This window comes from Bradyrhizobium sp. CCBAU 51753, assembly GCF_015291565.1.
Classification (GTDB): Bacteria; Pseudomonadota; Alphaproteobacteria; order Rhizobiales; family Xanthobacteraceae; genus Bradyrhizobium; species Bradyrhizobium ivorense.
Map to the genome: position 1 here is coordinate 2,039,535 of NZ_CP030037.1, position 20,085 is coordinate 2,059,619.

The window sequence follows — 20,085 nt, forward strand, 5'->3', positions numbered from 1 at the left end:
GTCGGCATTTCAACTCGAAGCCCCTTTGCGGCTTTGAGAATCATGGCCGCAAACGCAAAAGACAGCAAACATGAGAGCAGGCTGTCGAAGAGTCCTTGAGCGGATCGTCGCTGGTGTCAAAAGATACGGTCTTTGCCTATCAGGAAAATGAGGATTCCGAGGGCGGGCCTCCATTGGCGGATCGCGATCTCTTCGTGGAAGTTGGAACGGTGGCGGACACTGCTTTTGTATACGCTCTATGCGGGGAACGGCCATCCGGCGCCGGATCCTGACAATTTCCTGGAGTAGTCCACGCTGGGCATAGTAATCGGGATGGGGCGGAGCAATGCAGCCGATCAAAGCGCCTTGCCGAAATTATACGTCTGGTCGTCCTCCAGCGTGTTCTCCAGATCGCGCGTTTCCCAATATTCAACTGGTGCGGGGATACCGTTCCTAACTTCGATGCGGAGATCCGCATTGGGCGACGTGAGGCGGGCGTTCTTGATGTCCTCGAGGAATGCGTGCGTGGAGGCCCACAGTTCGATCGTCCTGTTGAGGTCGGGCGATACGATCGAGTGAGTGATGCGCTGGCACTCGAGTAGAGCGCGGACGAGCGGCGCAGCCACGGGCCTACTTTCGAAGAGCTTCGTCAGACCTCCGATATAGTTATCCCTGAAGATGGTCGGCACGACGATGCGGCAAGTACCGGCGGACACGAGTTCCTTCGTCATCATGATGCGCGACGTGCGTCCGTTGCCATCGTTGAAAGGGTGGACAGCGACGAGCATCGTGTGCACGAAGATGCCCCTCGCAAGCGAATTGGAGATGCTCCGCAGCATCTCAAATCCTTCCTTCAGGGTGCCTTCCACCAGATTGGGCGCGACAAACTCGGTGTTGCCCGCGTAGTTCGGCTCCTTCTTGAAGTTGCCGGGATCCTTCTCCGGGCGCGCATCCATAAGGATGCGATTGCGCTCTTTGATCTCGTCCACAAAGGCCGCGAACGAGTCGGCCATGGTCATTCCCTTCGACATGGTCGAAACCTGCCGGAACGTCTGCACGACGTCGCGGCCGTCCGCCGGGCGACCGTCCGGCTCCTCGTCCTCGAAGACGATGCGGCGGGCCTTGTCGACCGAAAACCTGGTTCCTTCGATGTAGTTGGTGAAATAAGCCTCGATGAAGGACACGCACGCGCGTTCGTCCGTTCCCGCGTGAGGATCGGGGCGATCGGGGAGAACCGATCGGTCGAGAACGACTGCCAGTTCTTTGAAACGCTCCATGCAATCGGGGTCGAACGGCGCGTCGCGGCGGTTCCTGGCAGCGACTTTTTCATTTTCGAGTTTGGCCTGCCGGGTACCCAACAGCGTTCCAATGAGGTCATCGAGGGTTTTCAATTCATCGGTGGCATCGAGATCGCTAGCGATCCGGTGTGCGCGCTGGCGGATGGCGCGTAGACCGTCTTCGTGCTCCGTCTTGAGGAGCTTTTCGAGCTCCGCCTCGACTCCTTCGCGGCCGACATTCCGGCTTGGGCCTTCGCGTTCACGGGAGGGCTTCAGATTTTCTAGAAGCTTCCGCGACGCGCTCGGGATGTATGTGCCGAGATAGGCGACGTCGCCTTCGAGCGGGCCGCGACCCGGAATGGAGCGGATCTCGAGCCCCGGGATGGAGAGCCTCTTGCGCGCCTTCCCCTCGGCGTGAGTACAGAAGATCCAGCCCGGATATTTGGGACGTCCATCGGAAGCGCGTTCTCGCCACGGATTCACCGTCAAGGCCGTGCGTCCCGAGAGCACGGCGCCGGGTATCAGCTTGCCAAGTATGGGAGCCCAGCGGGCATAGGCGAATTCCTCGGCGGAACGGCCATCGAGCTTGCCGTAAACGCCGTCCGCGATCCGAACCAGGGTTCCGGCTTGCGCCTGTCGCTGGATCGAGCGGTCGTGGGCTCGATCGCCTTCGCCGGTAAATTCAAGATCGTCCGCCATGGCAACTTAAGTCTCCTTGGGAGCCATTTATTTGTCGCTATCGGGAACTTAATAGGAGAATATGTCGCTATTAAGAACTTAAGGTGGCCTGCCGAATTGTACCGTCGATAACTTAAGGCCGGTTCCACCAAGCTGTCTTGTCGCCGTTGGCAGCATAATTCTACGATATGTCGCTATAGATAACTTAATTTCTCCCGGACGCCACTTCGATGTCATCCAAGGTTCCTTCGCCTCGCGGGGGAGGGGCGGCCGTATTGGGCCGTTCATCGGACTGGGCCCTGTATGGCCACTGGAAACGGGTCGATGACGGACGGCGTGAGATGGGCCTCAGCCAGGTTGCGCTCGGAGATCGAAATCGAAAAGGCCGGAGCGCCCGATGTCGGGATTATGCTGACCCGGTGCTGAACTCATTGGGGCTCGATTACCACGCGGTGACCAGCAACACGAATCGTCCTGCGCTACGAAGCCCTCGAAGGGGACGATGAGGCGCAATTGAAAGACGGTTTCCATGGCCGCGCAATCGAAGGTGGTGCCGCCACAAAGGGTCGGGATGTTCGGCGTCGGGGTTGTCCGGATCGGGCTCGACCTTGAGCTTCATTCCTTCGAGCTCGGTGGCGGCGTACTTCGTCAGCACGGCCTGAAATTGGCTGTTGATGTAGCCGCTGCAGCGATCCTTGATCTCGTCAAGCTTGCGTCTGCGCTGGTTCGATCCCATCGCGCGGAGTTCGTCGTCGGACGGAAAAGGATCGCCCGGTAGGTCGTCACGGAATACGGTGATGTCTATGTCTTCCGAGAACCGCTGGATCAGGTCGAATGCCTTGGAGAGCGAAGTGCCTCCCTTGAAGAGCAGACGCTCCTTTATGCCTGCCCTGTTGTAGAGCGCATCGAGGGTCCGGCAGACCCAGAAGTCCATTTCGACATTCTCCTGCGCGCACGATAGACGCTGTCCGGTCGAATGGAATAGTCCCCGACGGTCGTCGGCGGTCGCTCGGATGATCTACGGTAGGTCGCTCATGGTCGCCTCTCAGGGAGCGCGACCGGCGACGGCGGATCCGGCGGCGTCGCGTCGGATTTCAGGATGCCAGTCGAGCAGATCGCCCAGATGGTCCTGCAGATCCCTGCGCATCCGTTGCCCGTCGTCACCGTCGTTCAGGATCGACGTGAGGCGCTTCGCTATCTTGTCACCGTCCGAGGGCAGAACGTCACGCAGCCAGATCAGAGCCTGCACCAACTGAGCCGCCGGGCGGTCGGCCCACACCAGCCGGCTGGACGCGACCTTTTTGAAGTCGATGACCATCTTGTCGAGACGTATCGGCTTCACGCGTGCGTCCGTCCACACGACTACCTTCGCCGGCACTGCGTTGGTGAGGCCCAAGTTGTTGGCGGCGGTTATGCCGTCGACCAGCACCTTGGCGCCGTCCCGTCTCGCCACCGCCTGAATCACCGACTTGTAGTCGGGCGGGGAAATCTTGTTCGTCAGCCGGTTGGTGCGCGGAAGGTCGTAGAGACCTTGGTCGATGCGCCTGATTTTTTTTGGCGCTCCGGAGACGATGGAGGGCGACGTCCACCGCCGACCGGGAGCCGGTGTCCGCGAAATCGCGCGCGGTCCACACCTTGCTTGGTTGGGCGTCGTGGCTCATCCGGTCGTAGATTTGGGGGGCTGTTCTCTTGCTCCTTGTAAGAAATATGCATCAAAAATCTTACAAGTCAAAAGGCTCCGTAAGAAATATGTATCAGATTTCTTACAAATTTTGATTGGGTGACGGCTAGATCCGGTCATGTCCGTGCCGGCCAGGATACGGCAAATCGGAACTTGCGCTACCGACCCCGATCGAAGTCGTCGCGCTGCACGGCTTCGAACACCCATATGGGAAGGTAAAATGCAGGCATGCGTGCGGAGTAGTGTGATGGCTTTCGAAATTGAATCTGGTCTGATCTTTAATTCGATTTTTGGCTGACCGCGTCGCGGCCGAGCGAGCTTGGCATGGTCGAACGCATGATGGACGACGTTTCGGTCATCTGCCAAGCGAGGGGCATTCCTTTTCAAAAATACGTCGTGCCGAGCGGCGACGATCTGATCCGCGCGCTTGCCGAGATCGAAGCCGCTGCGCGGAACGGCCTGAAGCCGCTGATCTACCTCGACATGCATGGATCCGCGATAGACGGCGTCGAAATCGCTGCGACGAACGAAATGGTGAGTTGGGAAAGGGTCGTCGACTCGCTGCGAGCGATCAATCGGGAAACCGGTAACAATCTGCTGGTCGTGGCGGGCGTCTGGCTTCTTTGCGATCAGGGAGTCGATGATCACCGATCATGCGCCGTTCTACATGCTAATTGCGCCGGAGTATCCGCAAGGAGACCCCATAGCAGGAGGATGCACTTCAAGACTTCTTGGGTCACTCGACTTGACCGCTTCCGCGCGCGTGGATCGCTCGGACCGGCCCCTGGGCTCCGGTGGAGGCCTAACTTGCCTCGTCTGCGCCGCTGGACGCAAGAACGTTTCCGTGGACGTTTCTGCCGACAACGGACATGTAGCCAGTCGTAGAATCGTCCGCCCGCCCCTATATTGCGTCACGACCAATTCGATTTGGGGGAGCGTCGCATTGCCGAGTGTGTTTTTCTCTTATTCGCATGCCGACGAGGCGTTGCGGGACCAAATCGAAAAGCAGCTTGCGCTGCTCAAGCGGCAAGGGGTCATCGAGGTCTGGCACGACCGAAGGATCGGTGCCGGTCAGGATTTTGCGAAGGAAATCGACCGGCATGTCGAGACCGACGACATCATTCTGCTGCTGGTGAGCTCCGACTTCCTCGCGTCCGATTACTGCTACGAAAGGGAGATGGCGCAGGCGATGCAGCGGCACGAGGTAGGTGAAGCCATTGTCATCCCCGTCATTCTCCGTGCGTGCGACTGGCACGGCGCCCCCTTTGGCAAGCTGCAGGCGGTGCCGACGGACGGGAAACCTATCACCCAATTCCCGGACCGCGATCAAGCGATGCTGGAAGTCATCAAAGCCGTCCGAGCGGCCGTCGGCCGCATCCGACCCGCTTCGCCGTCGAAGCCCGCGCCGGCCGCGGCGCCACCGATGAGTCGGCCTCCGGCCGAACCTGCCTCGCCGCGATCGAGCAATCTACGCCTGGCGAGGCAGTTCACCGACCGCGATTACGATAAGTTTAAGCACGAGAGTTTCGAGTTTATCGCCAAATTCTTCGAGAACTCGCTGGGCGAGCTCGAACAGCGGAATTCCGGAATAGAGACGGCGTTTCGGCGGATCGATGCAAACCGTTTCACCGCCGCCATGTACCGGAACGGCAAGGTGATTTCGCGGTGCACGATCTTTGTCGGCGGCTTGGCCGGCGGTATCGCCTACTATGCCGGCGAGAGCACATCCGGCGATACGTTCAACGAGTCGATGTCCGTCGGCAGTGACGAACACGAACTGCATCTGAAATGCCTCGGAATGCAGCGTGGCGGCGCGCATAATCTGTCGCAGGAGGGCGCAGCCGAGTACTACTGGTCGCTTCTGATCGAGCGGTTGCAAGGAAGGTGAAAGATGCTCGCAGCCTCGGAGTTCAGCATCGGGTTCATTGGGGGTGCCGAGGCGTTGACGCTGGTGTTGCCAGTCGAAAAGTACGACCAGGCGTTTCTGATCGTTCCAGCTGCTGACGGCCCAATTGCGATTTTTCTGAGCGGCGAGCACCAATTTCTCACCTTCCCGAGCAGCGGGAATGAGAGTTACAAAGGAATCTTGGTGCCTCGGTTTCGGTCGAGATGGATATCACATCGATCGACGTCTCATCATTTGCCTGTCCGGGCGCAATGGTTCGTCGGAGAGACGGTCTCTTCATGGCGGCGCGCTTTGATCGAATGCAGGAGTCACAGCTGTTCGCCATATCAAGCGACCTCGTCGTCTGCAGTCGGGATTTGGCCGCGGGCTTCATGCGCTGGCAAGTCACACTGGGGACCGGGCGCGATCGTCGGAAGCTTTGGACAGTCGACCTTCGAACGAAGACGAGTGAGGCTGTTATCGGGTCGACCTAATCTCGACCAACCCGTCCCGCGGAGCCAAAGCGTTGATGACGACGGCCACGCCGATTTCGTCTCCGCTGAACACGAACAGTAGCATCATTGCCGTACCACCGCCGAACGACCATGAATTGATGATGAGCTGTTTGGACTTGACTTGGCGCATCAGCGAGCAGCTTTGCGCCTCAGTTCCTCGCCCGTGCTAGCCATCATCGTTCCTGCGCGCCAACCACTCAAATTTCCTTGTTCGGGAGTCGCGAATTCGCCCTGAAGGTTTGCCACTCCATACCAGCAAAAATACCAGCAAAATGATCGGCTGCACCGGGCGCTTCCGCGAACTTTTACTTATACTTCAAATGCGTCGCCCAAATTGAAAAATCAGGAATCGAATTAGTGCTGTAAGTTATTGTTATTGCTTATGTTTTATACGTGGTGCCCCTGACCGTCGGCAAAGTTAGATGCGCAGACGATATTCGATCGCTACGTATCCCTCCGCATCCTTGATGTCGCTCACGTCATCGAGGAAGGTTTCCCAGTCTGATCTCGACAATTCTCCTGCCTTCCCCGCTCGTTGGCGAGCCTCCGTGACGAGGAAGTCCTTATTCCTGTCACCACGTATCACGCGGCCGCCGGTCTTTTGCTCAAGTCGCTCGTTTAACGAGGGAAAAGGCATGTTCCACTTCTTCACCTCCCGCGCGAAGCGTTCGTCGACGGGTACAAAAGCGACGAGTCCGGGATGATTCATTAACTCCAATCCACGCTCACGCAATGTGGCATTATGGCTGCCGTGATGCCCCACTTTGTAAACGACTGTTCGAGCGAGAAGTTTTTCGGCGGTTACGCTTCCTGGGTCGCTCTGCTTGGCTTCCGGAGGCCATACGTAGTCCCCCCATGACAACCAACTACCGACTTGAGCGTCACCAGGGAAAAGGAGCACTTTTCCACCTCGAAGTTCGAACGCCAACGCAAGACTGGTGTTATTGGTGTCCGAATCGAGCCTTAAGGCTAGCGTCTCGGCGGCGCCCAACCAGTCTGTATCGATGCGTCGCCATTCCGCGTCCGGATCGTTGTATTTCGTTCGAGATGTACGGATCCCTTCAGCACGAACACCCGTCGCGTCGTTTGCGATAAGTTCGCGCGTTGCGAACGGCATGCCTAGTTTCGATTGGGCCATGTCGACGCCCGTCATAGGCGACAGGGCCGCCACCAAAAACATGTCCACCTCTGGACCGTCTCCAGCGAGCTCGTAAACTTCCCGTCCACGCTTACTGGGACGACTCCGCTTCAGCATCTTTTCATCGCGTGGTGGGCCCAGCACATAAACCGAAAGCTCGTCGCTATTCATTGGGCGGATAACTGCCGCCCCGGGGGAAAGAAACTTCACAGTCTCAGCCTTGGCACGCAATCGGTCCAGGATCGACGTTGTGCGCTCTGCCGCAGGCAGCATGTAGCCCGGCTGGTCAGCTCCGACGAATGCCATCAATCCGGTGAGGCCATCCAGTGGCATCGAAGAAGAAGTCTCAGCCTCCTCCTCCTCTACAGCGTTGGGATCGAATTCAGGGGCGAGGAGAGCTGTGAGAGCGCTGAAGCTGCGATCGATCACCCTCATAGCCTGCTCGCGCCCCTCGCGGAGGCGTCGAGCTTGTTCGTCCCGACGATCTTCTGTCCACGCCAGCCACAGTTCTCCGACTGAAATCGGCGCAAACTCGTCCGCGGCTTGCTCGAAGCCAGATAGATGATCCCAATGTTCGTGAGTGACAATTAAGACGTCGATTCTATTGGTTTGTTCGTGGATGTCTTTCATAATGCGCTTTGCCCGCGATGCGGCGTCGGGCATTCCCTGCAGAATCCCGCAATCAATCAGGATATGGAACACACCCTCAGTCTGGGGAATCCGCAGCAGGAAACAGTCCCCGAGGATGTCGCGGTACATCCGAATTGCAACGCTCCCTACCGACAATTTCTCATCTTGCTCAGGCATGTCGTGCTCACAGCATTCTGTGGAGAAAGGCGAAGGGTTCGCGGCGACCCGCGGCGTCGTAATAGGTGGCACCAAGCGATTCGCTCTTTGCGCCGAACTGAAACGCCCGCTGGCCATCGAGCCGGGAATCGCTATTGATATCCTTGACGATGCAATAGCGGACCTGACGTGTCCGAAGATCGACGATGAGCGTGGCACCGCCCCGAAAGGTGAAGTCCGCTCTTACGCCCGAGATCCGCCCCTGTCGCTCGACCTGTTGTTGGAGTTCCGCTGTGCGGTAGCCTCTGCGTTCCTGGGTTATCTCGATGATGATCTGGGGCTCGAGTTGTCCATCGGGACCTACGCGATTGGCGACACGCACAGACTGGACCTCGAAACGCGGCCCTTTTAGCTCTCTGGAGCGCCGGATGGTGACCTTCGCGTCGGACCGGAGCCATAGTCCCATGGCTCTGATTGCCTCATGCGATATCTCCGCATTCGAAACCAGCCAGTTCGCCAGGTTCCTTTTCCTGACCTCTTCTGTCCGGAATATGTCGCGCCGCTTCCGGCGATACGAAAAGTCCTGCTTGGTTAGCCAACCTATGCTGATGGGCGCCTCGGGAGCCTCCCAAATGAGGTTCTCAACCGACAAAGACCTTATGTCCTTTGGGTAGATGCCACGGCGGCGAAATGCCTCGATGAAGGCGAGCCGATATCCACGTACGTCGTCAGCAACCAGGTCGGCGTCGGCCGTGATGATAGCGCGCAGGTAATCGCCGAAGGTCACGTCGACGGGCGGAAGATAGTCTAACGCACGGATACACATTCGCAGGACATGTCCCGCGGACTTCGTGGCTTCGACGGTCAATCGGCCGACCAAATCGGGATGTAGATCAGAAGACGGAAATTGATTTGCGTTGCCCGTTGTCAATCTGAGCAGGTCGGCTACGCGAGACTTGTAGATCGATACGAAAGCGTCGAACACAGCCGCCACTAAAATAGCGCCGCGCTCGTGAGGCTCGGTCGTGCGATCGAGCGCTGTCGGATCAGGTAGATTGGTGACAGGATCCACCTCGTCGATCGCATCCCGGAGCGCGTGGTGTCGGCCGATCGCTTCTCCAAACTGGCGCGCGAGGCCACTAAGAAGCGAGCGCTGCCCAAGGTCGCCACGCAAATGCGAGATTTGATGCCGAACCGATTCGGGTAATGTGAAATGTTGAAACAAGGCGACGATGTCAGCAAACGCCTCATGGAAGGCCAGAGAATCGATGTTGCTCGCTTCGATGAATCGTCGATGCATTCCATCGAGGATTGCGTGGGCGGTCTCGTGGGCAAGCACGTCGTGTGAGAGGCAGGTGAAGACGACGCCACCAGGAAGATTGCGGCCGGCATCGCGCGTCGAGGCTCTAAAATAGCCAAAGAGCAAGGCGACCTTGGAAGGGCTGTAATACGCGTTTGCTTCGCGCAATGCGTGAGGATAGATGCGAAGCTTCCCAACAAAACGTTCGCTGCCTTTGCCGATCGAGCGCCAAGGTCGAGGAGCCCAGAGCACCTTTCGCCCCAGAGCACGCTCGAAATTCCGAATAGTCATCATTGCGACGGCGTAAGCCATCTGTTGATGAAATTTGGGGTTCCCCTCCGAAGGAGCAAGCCCATCCTGAACCAGCAGTGCCACCTCATCGAGCTTCACTGCCGCGTAGAAGCCGCCGCTAGCCGGATCCATGTCGATGACTTCGACGTACTCTCCACTGGGGCCTTCGGCCAATTCTTCCCAAGGAAGCTGCACCCGTGCTTCGTTAATCACGGCGGTCTGCATGTCCAATGACGCGGACGGATCGAACGCATAGATCCGCAAACGCCGAAAGGGGGGAGTATTTCCCGGTTGCCTGGTTCCTGCCTGCATTTGAGAGGGGCGCTTGGTGGATACAGAGTCCAGTCTAGCAGCCGTAGCGTGCGCGTATCCTAGGCTCCTCCCTAGCTTGCCTTCCGTTATGGAAACATGTCTCCACAAGGAGAGTTCGATATTCCGCCCTTGCCAGCGGCCATGTCGCGTTGCGAAACAGCTGGCTGGCCCGGATTACGCGAGCACGGCGAAGGATAGGAGCGCGATGTCCGAAAGCGAGCAAGATCTGGAGTTAAGAGCATTCATAATCCACGCGCCGGCTCAGAAGGCCCTGCAAGAAATCCTCAGCGCACTGCAATCGAGCGCAGATGTCTTCTACGCGGTTAGAAGCCGCGTTAAGCCCGTCAAGGCAATACTTGAGAAGACACAGCGTAAACGAAGAGAAGCGGGGAGAGGAGGCTATCGACCGGAGGACATTACGGACATCGTAGGTGTTCGCGTCGTCACGTTGTTTCGCGAAGACGTCATCGATGCCCTGAAAATGTTTCTTGGCCTGATCAAGCATCAAGGCACCCATTTTGCGAAGTCGCCGTTCACAAAGGATAGCCTAAAGGAAGGCCTGATCTACACCAATGCGACCATTGGGGACCCTGAGGCGATAACGAGCCGTCTGAGAAGCGTGTTCGAATCCTTCGGCTTTCCCATCAAGGACACCAATATACTGCAGGTCCAGACAGGATACTCATCGATCCATCTCGTTGCGTTTTGCAGCGTGAAACAGGACGACGGAATCGTGCAGGTTCCGATTGAAATCCAGATCAGGACCGTGTTCGAGGACGCTTGGGGAGAAATCGATCACAAGCTCCGCTACTCGATTTACAGAAGCCGGGTTGAACCGGAGCAACTGATCGAAAGTTGGAAGCCTCACCTCAACGTGCTCAAGACATTTACGGATGGCTGCAGTCAGTACGCCGGAATCATAAGGTCCCAAGCCATCGACGTCCACGCCAGGCCGGGAGCGTATCTTATCGTTCCGGTCGATGATCCGGAGAACGCACTCAAAGGCGTCGGCAAGTCATCTCCCAACCTTCAGGCTGCATTCAGAAAGGCTTACGAAGCTCGCGCCGTCGCAATGAAGAGCGCGGCTTCGGGGGCGAGTTCGGCGGCGGAGAAGATGTTCCGCGAGGCGGCGGAGGCGTTCTCGGTAGCTGGCGAAATCATTCCGACCGCGACGTTCGATTCTGATCGCGAGCGAGAGGTTGCAATCTTTCTCGTGATAATGGAGCGCGCGTTCTGTCTATTGTCCATAGGCAAGAAGGAGACGCTCGATGAAGCCATCAAGCTATACAGTGAGGCGCAGGAAAAGTCGCCCGAGAGCGTCGTCGTGTACTACCGCTATGCGCAGGCCTTGGTGAAGCTCAACGAGCTGGACGCGGCGATCGCAAAGTATCAGAAGGCAGAGTCTCTGCTTTCGGCCGATCGATATGTGCCGCGCGATCATTGGTTACATACCGTGATTCCAAGAATGCTCGGTTTCGCGCTGTGGGCCAAGAGCCGTTCGCAGCCGCCCGACGAGGATGGGAGGGCTGAACGAATACGACTTCTTGTGCAAGCATACGGCTATAGCAAGAAAGCGTGCCAGTTTGCTACGCTTCACAATACGTCGACGATGATATCGCGGTTGCGTAATGCCAATAATGCGCTGCACTACGCCGCGGAGTATTTAGATCTGAATCCTAAAGGTGTCGAGATCAACAAAGAAGAGGTGAGGGAGCACCTGGTTTTCCTAGAGCAAAATCTCGATCTGGAGAGCAGTACCAGGCAACAACTCAACTTCATCGACACGCTATGTCGAGCAAGTCTGCTGTTCGGCAAGATAGAGCAGGCGGTAATAGCCGCCGAGACAATCGAGCGCCTACTTAGTATCCCACCCGCGAATACAGCGTCTGCGCCCGCGATCGAAGACGACTCCGAATTAAGAGGGGCGCCGCCGAGCCCTGGCCCCACATTCTACGCGACGACCAGTCAGCTTAACGAAAAGGAAAGGGACATCCTCGAGCATGCGTTGTGGGTCCTTCGGCGCCATGGCCCTGGCCCGGAGGAGGCGCCGAGGCGGCGTAGGCCTGGCAGAAGGCGTTCAAAGTAGTTGACATCTGCTCGTTGTGGTTGTCTAAAAGAGACAAAATTTGGAGCTTTGTCATGATCTATCCTGAAGAAGGTGAGGGTGATTGAACCCAGCCGAGAAAGGGCCACCGGAAAGGTGGCCTTTTTTGTTGTCGCTGGTCAATCAACGTGGTCGTCGAGCTCGTAAGCGTTGCCCAATCCCAGCCGCGATTTTATTTGCTCGTAGACGACTGGCGTTGCTCGTCCGACGAACAGGTGGTCTGCCGCCTCGCCAGCCGCAGGTGTTCGCGTCGTCGCGTCCGTCGTGAATTCGGATTCTCCCGGAGAAGTTCATCGTCCGGTTGGATGTGCAGCCCTTATGAGGTCAAATGCGCCGCCGACGCGAACGGGTTGCCACGACCGAGACGTTGCGCCCCGTTGCGCTGAAAACGGCTGAAATCGTCTGTCAAGCAAGTTGGTCGGCATGAAGCTGAAGACAACAACGCGCTTGGTGTACAGTGGTGCAAACGAACCCGGAGCTGGATCTACGCCGCCCATCCCCTGCCGCGATGGCCTCTATCAGCTCACGGCGGGCGCCGCAGCTTGGGCCCAACGCGAACGGAAGCCGGATGGTGCCGATATCGAGGGCTCATGCAGCCGGCCCGCGCCTAACGGCAAGTTGTCTCGCGTCTTGCATTCTTCGAAGCAAGCATGTGCCGGAGCGAACTTCGAGGACGATGATATAGGCGAAGGCCAGCCCCTGAGCCGGGACCGAGGGCGCAAAACCCGGCGCTGAAGGGAAATGGCGCGCAGCCAGCCTACTGAAGGCAGTCAGGACCCGCGACCTTGCGGATTCTTTGAAGCGGCGGACCTTAAGGGCATAACCTCACTCTCATTCTCGCCGGAAAACCCTCAAGCTTGTTTCGCGCGATGAGCCTATCGGCGGGAATCGCAACGCGATCGGGCTGAGGCGATCGGATCTCATTTTTCAGTCAAGCCGACCGGCTGCGTAGGTGAGCGCGGAGCTTTCCCTAGGTGATCCCCTAGTGCCTTCTCTTGCGCAGATGCCGCAAGCTGGAGTGCGCCATCGTCGGATGCCCGAAAGCGAGCCGTGCCATGAAACGTACCGAGGGTCGAAACGTCTTCGTTACCGACCTCGCCAAGGTCCTGGGGAAGGCCGATCCCGCGCAGTTCGCGAATAAGTGCGGTCGGGCTCAGCTGAAAGGGGTATGGATACGCGCGGGCCGCGGTCCCAACCGGGACGCTAATCTGCAACATCCGAAGCTTGGCTTGCTCAGGACTGAGCTCTCCGTGCTGGGCGTAGAGCTCTGGGGTTGGCACGTTCCATTCTGCGCGGACAAGAACGCTGCAGCGGATGAAGCTTCGAAGGTCCTATCGTGGGTCGATGATGCGGCGCTAGCGGGCATAGTGGTCGACGCCGAACGCACGGCGGAGAATCCGCGCTTTCGGGGGACGGAAAGAGAAGCGGTCGCGTACCTCGATCCTCTCAGGAAGGGCCTCGAAGCGTCAGGATGCGGCATCGCCTTCTCCAGTCACGATCAGCCATCCCTGCATAGGGATATGCCTTTTCAGCCATTCCTTGACTATATCGAGGACGTCTGTCCTCAAGTTTACTACACCACGGCCAGGCCCGACACACGACTTCGAAAATCGATCCGCGACTACAAAGATCTCATTCCGGCGAGTGATTTCCTTTCGCGTTATAAGCCGACTGGAAACATCACAATGACCGAAGACGTTCGTTTCCCGGATGTCGCGACGTGTCTGTCGGCTAGCAGAAAGTTTATCGATCTGGTCGCCAACAACGGCTTTACGTCGTGCAGCTTCTGGTGCGCAGACACGGCTCCCGAAGATATCTGGCAGCTATTTTCCGATACGCCCGTTTCCGTCAGCAATTTCGGTATCGCATCATTTAGAGGAAAGACCATGAACCTCGACGCCGCCCAGCTCAAGCTCAACATTGTTCAGGACTATGTACCGGTCGGCAATAGCAATCGTCCAGGGACGAGGATGACGGCAACTTCCATCACGATCCATAACACGGACAATGAGTCTGTCGGGGCGAATGCCGCGGCTCACGCGCGCTACATGAAAGGTCCGGACGCGCAGAAAAGACAGGTGTCGTGGCATTTCACCGTCGATGACAAATACGTCTACCAAAGCCTGCCAACTAACGAAATCGCCTGGCACACAGGAACGAGGCAAGGCAACGAGACCAGCATTGGAATTGAAATCTGCATGAACTCGGACATGCGCGATGTCGACGCCTGCTACGATAGAGCAGCGTTAGTGACCGCTTGGCTTGCGTACCGATTGGGCATTCACGTCCCGAGCGGGATTTACCAGCACCATGATTGGTCGGGAAAGAACTGTCCTAGAGTATTGCGAGCGAAGCCCGACGGATGGAGCAATTTTCTGGCGAAAGTCCAGCGTAACTTCAAGAACCTGACGCCGGTGGACGCGCCTGTGATTTCTCCGCCGATCGACGATCATCATGGCGAGCTCGTCTCGTAAGCTCTGCGAATGCATCACGCTCGTCGATACGGCGTTTAGTGCCGCGCTTTGATGGTGCATTCTCATTGCGCGGTTCGAAGGATGCGCTGTGGCACAGCTCTTTATCCGGCTCCGCAACCACAACGGAGGCGAAGCGCGCTGCGGCCATCAAGGACGGGGCAATTACCTTGTTGCGCGATATGGACGAGCCCGATCTTCACGTCGATCCACGCCGGTTAGGAGCACCTATTTCCGTTCATGTTCGCGGACGGGCATACAGCTCTACACAGGCCGGCCCGATCTCCGCGCCGTACTGGAACGAGTGGTGGTTTGTCCCTCGATCCATCTGAGCTGGGCGCGCGCCCAAGGACAATTTGCACCAACTGGTTTGAGCTGCTCCCGCTTGGTCGGACCTGGACCAAAGACCGGGCACAAACCTCTAAACACACCGCGGAACCGAAATGCCGATATCGCTGAGCGAAGCAAGGGCCCAGTTGCTCAAGGGCACACCTCTTTCCTGGACGAAGTTCGAAAATCACAAGGCGGGTTCGATAACCCTCAATTCACCCGGCGCAAGACGAATTTTCAAGTTTCTCGTCGAACAAAGCCCTTCAAAGGTCGCTGAGGCGAACGAAGCGCTCTTCCCGGGTCTCATTGCAGCATGGGAAGCCGGCGATGATCCGGCATCGTCGACTGCATCCAAAACAGATGTCGTCGCGGGCGGCGTCTGGAGGCTGGTTCGCATCGAAGCCAAGAACTTCGCGGGTTTGACCACTTGGGATGGCCCATCTTTCGATATGACGATCGGCGGTGAGAACTGGTGTTTAGAGGGGCAAAACGGAAGTGGGAAGACGTCTCTGGGCAACGCCATTCTATGGGCGATGACGGGAAAGCGGGTTCGCGAACAGGACGGACTTGTCGACGAGCTAGGAGAACGATCAGCAGTCAACAGTCCTGGCGGAAGAGAGGTCGGCTCTTGGCCGTCTATCGTTTCGTACCCCAAAACCGTTGCAGAGCTCGCGCAGGAGGCTGTTGCTTGGGTGCGGCTCACTTTTGAGAACGAAAAAGCTGAGAAAGCGCTGGCGGAACGTAGACTCACGTCCCCTAAAGATGGCGCGGCCTCAATTGACGTATCAGTGGACGCAAGGCTGACGACAATTCCGCAGCTGCTTGAGACCGGGCTCTTAATGCCCGCGCGAATCCCTCGGATAGGTTTCGGCGACAAGAGCCAATCGCTCTATGAGGCCGTAAAGCTACTCACGGGCCTCGATCAGCTTGGAGATATCGCGGACGGTGCGGCAAAATTCGGAAATAAAGCTCAGCGCTTTTACAAATATGCAAAGGATCAGGGCATTGAGGCGATTGTAGGCTCGTTTACAACTAACCTTGAAAAGGCAGAGGTCTACGCGAAGGCGCTGGCGATCGACCTTTCCGGCCTGCGGACCCTCGGCGAGCATGCTCATCACAAGTCGCTCGTTGAGGCTGCGAAGTCAGCTGCAACGCAAGCAGCCGGACACATCGCGACGCTCAAGAGCGAGATCGCGATTGACCTGGACACAAGCGTTGCTGCCGTTCGAGCGCGGATCAAGCAAGCTGTAGAGAGCGCTCGTGCCATCACGAAGTTGGGCGTCAGCGGAATTGTGCAATTTGAAGCCTGGGTCTCTTTGAAGGAAGCCCGCAAAAATGAGCGCTTCAAATCCATTCCGACGGCTCTAGAAGACGCAAAGAAGAAGCTCGAAGAAGCGGTGCATTGGCATGAGCGACAGGGAGAAGACGCGAGGTTGAGGCTTAAGGCACTCGCGGCTCAATACTTCGTTGAACCGGAAGGCGACACGCTTGCAATTTGTCCGCTTTGCCAAGGTCAGCTTATAAGAGTCTGACTCAAAATTCATGACTTGACGTTGGCCGATCTGGCGATGCGGCGGACCAGTTGTCGAGTTGACGCAATAAGGAGCCATGCTTCAGCCGAGGTGACGGAGGCCTCCCAATCCTTGGCAAGACGTCGGCAGCGGTTAAGCCATGCCAACGTTCGTTCGACGACCCAGCGTCGGGCAACAACAACGAAGCCTTTTGCCTCGTCCGGGCGTTTGACAATTTGAATCGTGGGCCCGTCGATTTTCCGGAGCGCGTTCTCAAGCTTTTCGCCGGCATACCCACCGTCAGCAAACAAGTGCGCGATAGTCGGGTAGCTTGCACACGCCAAAGAGACGGCGGTCGGCGCACCGTCCCGATCCTGAACATTGGCCGGGTGCACGATGGCGCTCAGCAAATTTCCTTGTGTGTCGGTGACGATGTGGCGCTTGCGACCTTTGATCTTCTTGCCCGCATCAAAGCCGCGCGGCCCTCCGCTCTCGGTCGTCTTGACCGATTGACTGTCGATGATCGCCGCCGTTGGTTGCGGCTCCCGTCCAGCAAGCCTGCGCGCGATTTCAACCAAGGCATCATTGATCAAGTCCAACACCCCGCTGTCGCGCAGGCCATAAAAATAGTACTGAACCGTCGTAAAGGGAGGAAAATCCTTCGGCAAAAGCGCCCATTGGCATCCCGTCGTCGCAATGTACTGGATCGCATCCCATACCGATCGCATGCAGGTCTTGCGCGGTCGACCCACCTTGCTCCGCCCTGGCATCAACAGCTCGATCAAAGCCCATTCCGCATCCGTACAATCGCTTGCATAGCGGAGCCTTCGTCTGTCATGCTGACAGCGGGTGATTTCAGTCCAGGTCATCTGCTTCTCCGATGGCTTCGAACACCTTCGAAGAATCACAACCTGCTGAAATCACCCAACTTTAATTTCCGGTCAGCCTCTAAACGAGCAGCAAAGGAGCCTTGCTGCGGAACTTGCGGAGTTGCGGGCGCATGCGTCGGCAGCCGAGCGCAAGATTGACGATGCCTGCGGCGCCATCGATCGGGAATTAATGGGGCTGCTCACACCGGAGATCCGAAAGCATTTCGACCTGCTCCGTGTCATGGTCCCCAAAAATGCGTATTCTGATGCTGCGCGAGCACGGTTCTGCATGAATGAGGCGTTCAGCGACGTTCTAACCGGCATCGCGAAACTGACCGGCGAGATCGTCGATGAACAGGTCGCTGCCCTCCCCGATTTCGTCCCGCCGGCCGTGGAAACGCTTTCACAGAATGCCCCCCAGTCGGTGATCGCGCTTCGTCAAACGATCCATTCGCTAAAGGTCGTCTCTGACCTTGCTTTTTGGTGGGAAGGCAATGCGAGCGCTTTTCGAAACGCATGGGCACAACTTGTCGGCAAGATGGCAGAGAAAGATGATTCGCCGCCTTTGCGATCCATCGCTGGCCAGCTGCGTATCCTTGAGCAGGCAATCGAGAAGGCGGAGCCTCTGGATCTGCTCGCTGTCAGCCTGCAAGCAGCCGCAGCAGCCGCGGAAAAATGGGAGAACATCCAAAAACATCAGCGTGTTCGCGAGGCGATCATAGAGGCGTTGGAGCCCCTCAAGGACCTGAAGCATCTAGTCGGGGCGGAAACGGCAAGATCGATAACGACACTGTCCGGCCGCATCCGCGCGGTCCTCAACAAAATTCGTCTGAAAGAGCGCTTTTTGTTTGAGGACGCAGCGTTGGAGCGCAAAACAATCAAAGTAGAAGGCAGTTTCGAACCGGGTCTTCAGATCGATGCGTTAATGGTCGCCAACACGTCCTGGCTCCGTGCGATTTTGTGGGCATTCGTCTTTGCGCTGCGCGAGGAAACGATCGGCGCGGCAGGCTCCAATCCGATGCCGCTTGTTCTTTTGGATGACCCTCAGGTGACCCTTGACCCTCGTAACCAACGCAAATGGGCGCAAGAGATCGCGCGCCTGGCAAACGCAGGTTCGGCAGATCCTTTCGCAATGCAGTTGATCGTCACGACGCATGATCGCCGGTTCTTCCAATTCCTCGTTGACGAGCATCTGTTGAGCGGCCAGCAAGGCTTGGTTGCGCCTCTCAACAAGGCCTCGCCCGTCGTCACAATCGTCAACGGTACCAATGTCGATCAACTATACGACAAAGCGGAAGCCGACAACGATGATAGTGTCGCTCGTCAATTCATTGCCGCTATAAGAGTCTATAGTGAGGATTTGCTGAAATGCATGATGCGGGCGGAAAGTACCGAAATCGCGGACATGAGTCTTGATAGCTTGCGAAACGAATTGAAGCGCTTGCGCGAAGCTCATGTGGCGCCATTCAACCGGCAGGTTTTCAAAGAGCTCGTCGCCATGCTCATAGGTGGCGGCGGCAAAGAAATGAACATAATCAACGAGACTCATCACAAGGATAACGAAACTCTGGGAGTCGCGCAGGCCGTCGATATCAAACGGTTCTGGGATAACCAGCTTCGGCCCAAATTGCATCAGGCCTTTCACGTGTACGCTCAGTTCGAAGCGTTCTCTGGCGAGCCGCGAATGTTCGCATGGCGGGAGAACGTTATTGCATTCCCAGCCGGTCATAGGGATGCCCTCAAGGCGCTTACGTTGATGAAGACCGGCATAGCGGCTGCTGCGAAGTCGGACGGCAGGGCCGGCGATGGAATTGTCACGCTCAAGGAGTGGGAGTCTGCCGAACCCATCAAGCTCTTCAATCACGATGTCTACCAGTTGGCCGCCGCTACGCTCGATCCAGTCGCAGGAATTGGTGACTTCCTAATCGTTTCGAACTATGCTCCCATCACTAAACACAGCTTGGTCGTTGCAACGTTTGGCGAGCAGATACTGGCACGCCGCCATAGCGAAACTGATCTTCACCCGACGATGACTGTGCTGACGGGACAAACGCTCGAACCTCATCAACTCCCCCAGCCCGTGATCGCGCCTAAAGAAAAGTTACAGCAGAAGAAGATCGTCGGAACGTTGTTCGTCTCGCACGTTGCGTCCTCGCCTCCCCACATGGTTGATCATGAGGTTGTGGCGGTGAACGACCTTGGTCTGGTAGAAAAGGCGTTAGCAAATGCGCGGCTCTTTCAAGTGCAGGGCAGGAGTGCTGAGCCGATCGCGCTGGACGGACAGTTCCTTGCGACGCATGCCACGTCCTTCGGCCCCGAAACATTGAAGCGGCTGGAAGGCCGGCTTGTTGTCGCCGTGGACGAGACCGGCGAGCGGTATTTTAAGCGGTTGCATGTTCACGGCAGTCTCGTTGTATTGGAGAGCTTGAATCCAGATGGAACGATGGCCGCACAACTGCTCAGTTTGGACGGCTCGCACGGCCTTCCGAGGTTGACCGACCTGCTAGAAGTCGTCGGTGTGCTGTTTGAGCTTCCCGATCAAGCCAAGAAAGGGTAACTAGCGAACGTTCCTAAAGGCGACGACACGGCCTTCATCGATGGTGGTGCATGATGCGAGAGGGCGAATGGGGCAGTAACAGTCGCAAGCGCGTGCAGGAAACGCCGGATGCCAACACCGCGCCGCTGTCTCGTTCAGCCGTGAAGGCTCTGAAAGCGACCTGGTTGCTCGGAGCGTATCCCTTCGGCAACGTTGCTCCGGGAGACGGCAAGTTGGATCCGCGTGGATCGTACCGGCGTTTCGCCATTAAAGAGCGGTGGCTACGCGCATCTTGAATTGACACATCGAGAAGTGCTGAAGCTCGAATGCGGCGCGAGCAGTTGGGCAGGGAGGGGGGCGACCTTGCATCGAGTTTTTACGGCGGCGCTCGACACGCAGTATCCTTCCTCCGAGCGGCGCTT

Annotated in this window: 12 protein-coding genes; 5 read left to right on the plus strand and 7 right to left on the minus strand. The window is 57.4% G+C overall.

Going from position 1 to position 20,085, the window contains the following annotated elements; translation table 11 throughout:
• Positions 1-335: 335 nt before the first annotated feature.
• From XH93_RS09340 to XH93_RS09355, 4 genes are all read right to left on the minus strand, one after another.
• Entirely contained in the window at positions 336-1,955 is a 1,620-nt protein-coding gene (locus tag XH93_RS09340; protein WP_194473265.1) for a Fic family protein, read from the minus strand.
• 421 nt (positions 1,956-2,376) lie between these two features.
• Entirely contained in the window at positions 2,377-2,868 is a 492-nt protein-coding gene (locus tag XH93_RS42100; protein ID WP_246799540.1) for a nucleotidyl transferase AbiEii/AbiGii toxin family protein, read from the minus strand.
• A gap of 111 nt (positions 2,869-2,979) precedes the next feature.
• Positions 2,980-3,552, minus strand: coding sequence for a DUF6088 family protein (locus XH93_RS09350; RefSeq protein WP_371815103.1), 573 nt, complete (start codon positions 3,550-3,552; stop codon positions 2,980-2,982).
• Positions 3,553-3,591: 39 nt separating this feature from the next.
• Positions 3,592-4,263 carry a hypothetical protein gene (locus XH93_RS09355; protein ID WP_194473267.1) on the minus strand — a complete coding sequence of 224 codons (672 nt, stop codon included), beginning with the start codon at positions 4,261-4,263 and terminating at the stop codon, positions 3,592-3,594.
• A 304-nt stretch (positions 4,264-4,567) separates the two neighbouring features.
• Between XH93_RS09355 and XH93_RS09360 the strand changes: the two genes are divergently transcribed.
• Positions 4,568-5,503, plus strand: coding sequence for a toll/interleukin-1 receptor domain-containing protein (locus XH93_RS09360; RefSeq protein ID WP_246799692.1), 936 nt, complete (start codon positions 4,568-4,570; stop codon positions 5,501-5,503).
• A 930-nt stretch (positions 5,504-6,433) separates the two neighbouring features.
• Here XH93_RS09360 and XH93_RS09365 read toward each other — a convergent pair.
• Both XH93_RS09365 and XH93_RS09370 read right to left on the minus strand, forming a co-directional pair.
• Positions 6,434-7,960 carry an MBL fold metallo-hydrolase gene (locus XH93_RS09365; RefSeq protein WP_194473269.1) on the minus strand — a complete coding sequence of 509 codons (1,527 nt, stop codon included), beginning with the start codon at positions 7,958-7,960 and terminating at the stop codon, positions 6,434-6,436.
• A gap of 7 nt (positions 7,961-7,967) precedes the next feature.
• Positions 7,968-9,755: a hypothetical protein gene (locus XH93_RS09370; RefSeq protein ID WP_210340457.1), complete on the minus strand. Its 1,788-nt coding sequence runs from the start codon at positions 9,753-9,755 to the stop codon at positions 7,968-7,970.
• A 292-nt stretch (positions 9,756-10,047) separates the two neighbouring features.
• On the opposite strand from XH93_RS09370, the gene XH93_RS09375 reads away from it, so the two are divergent.
• The 3 genes from XH93_RS09375 (at position 10,048) to XH93_RS09385 (ending at position 16,279) form a co-directional block, all read left to right on the plus strand.
• A complete protein-coding gene (locus tag XH93_RS09375; RefSeq protein WP_194473271.1) occupies positions 10,048-11,928 on the plus strand; it encodes a tetratricopeptide repeat protein in 1,881 nt (626 codons plus the stop codon).
• 1,073 nt (positions 11,929-13,001) lie between these two features.
• A complete protein-coding gene (locus XH93_RS41835; RefSeq protein ID WP_210340458.1) occupies positions 13,002-14,420 on the plus strand; it encodes an N-acetylmuramoyl-L-alanine amidase family protein in 1,419 nt (472 codons plus the stop codon).
• A gap of 440 nt (positions 14,421-14,860) precedes the next feature.
• The gene (locus XH93_RS09385; protein WP_194473272.1) at positions 14,861-16,279 is read left to right on the plus strand and encodes an AAA family ATPase; all 1,419 of its coding nucleotides are present in this window, start codon (positions 14,861-14,863) and stop codon (positions 16,277-16,279) included.
• 8 nt (positions 16,280-16,287) lie between these two features.
• On the opposite strand, the gene XH93_RS09390 is transcribed toward XH93_RS09385, so the two are convergent.
• Positions 16,288-17,127 carry an IS5 family transposase gene (locus XH93_RS09390; RefSeq protein WP_194473273.1) on the minus strand — a complete coding sequence of 280 codons (840 nt, stop codon included), beginning with the start codon at positions 17,125-17,127 and terminating at the stop codon, positions 16,288-16,290.
• Positions 17,128-17,248: 121 nt separating this feature from the next.
• Here XH93_RS09390 and XH93_RS09395 point away from each other — a divergent pair, with 121 nt between their 5' ends.
• The gene (locus XH93_RS09395) at positions 17,249-19,684 is read left to right on the plus strand and encodes a hypothetical protein (RefSeq protein WP_194473274.1); all 2,436 of its coding nucleotides are present in this window, start codon (positions 17,249-17,251) and stop codon (positions 19,682-19,684) included.
• Positions 19,685-20,085: the final 401 nt, after the last annotated feature.

Excerpts from the sequence above, each read along its gene's own strand:
- XH93_RS09340 (WP_194473265.1), bottom strand. The coding sequence starts at position 1,955 with ATGGCGGACGATCTTGAATTTACCGGCGAAGGCGATCGAGCCCACGAC.
- XH93_RS42100 (WP_246799540.1), bottom strand. The coding sequence starts at position 2,868 with ATGGACTTCTGGGTCTGCCGGACCCTCGATGCGCTCTACAACAGGGCA.
- XH93_RS09365 (WP_194473269.1), bottom strand. The coding sequence starts at position 7,960 with ATGCCTGAGCAAGATGAGAAATTGTCGGTAGGGAGCGTTGCAATTCGG.
- XH93_RS09370 (WP_210340457.1), bottom strand. The coding sequence starts at position 9,755 with ATGCAGACCGCCGTGATTAACGAAGCACGGGTGCAGCTTCCTTGGGAA.
- XH93_RS09375 (WP_194473271.1), top strand. The coding sequence starts at position 10,048 with ATGTCCGAAAGCGAGCAAGATCTGGAGTTAAGAGCATTCATAATCCAC.
- XH93_RS41835 (WP_210340458.1), top strand. The coding sequence starts at position 13,002 with ATGAAACGTACCGAGGGTCGAAACGTCTTCGTTACCGACCTCGCCAAG.
- XH93_RS09385 (WP_194473272.1), top strand. The coding sequence starts at position 14,861 with ATGCCGATATCGCTGAGCGAAGCAAGGGCCCAGTTGCTCAAGGGCACA.
- XH93_RS09390 (WP_194473273.1), bottom strand. The coding sequence starts at position 17,127 with ATGACCTGGACTGAAATCACCCGCTGTCAGCATGACAGACGAAGGCTC.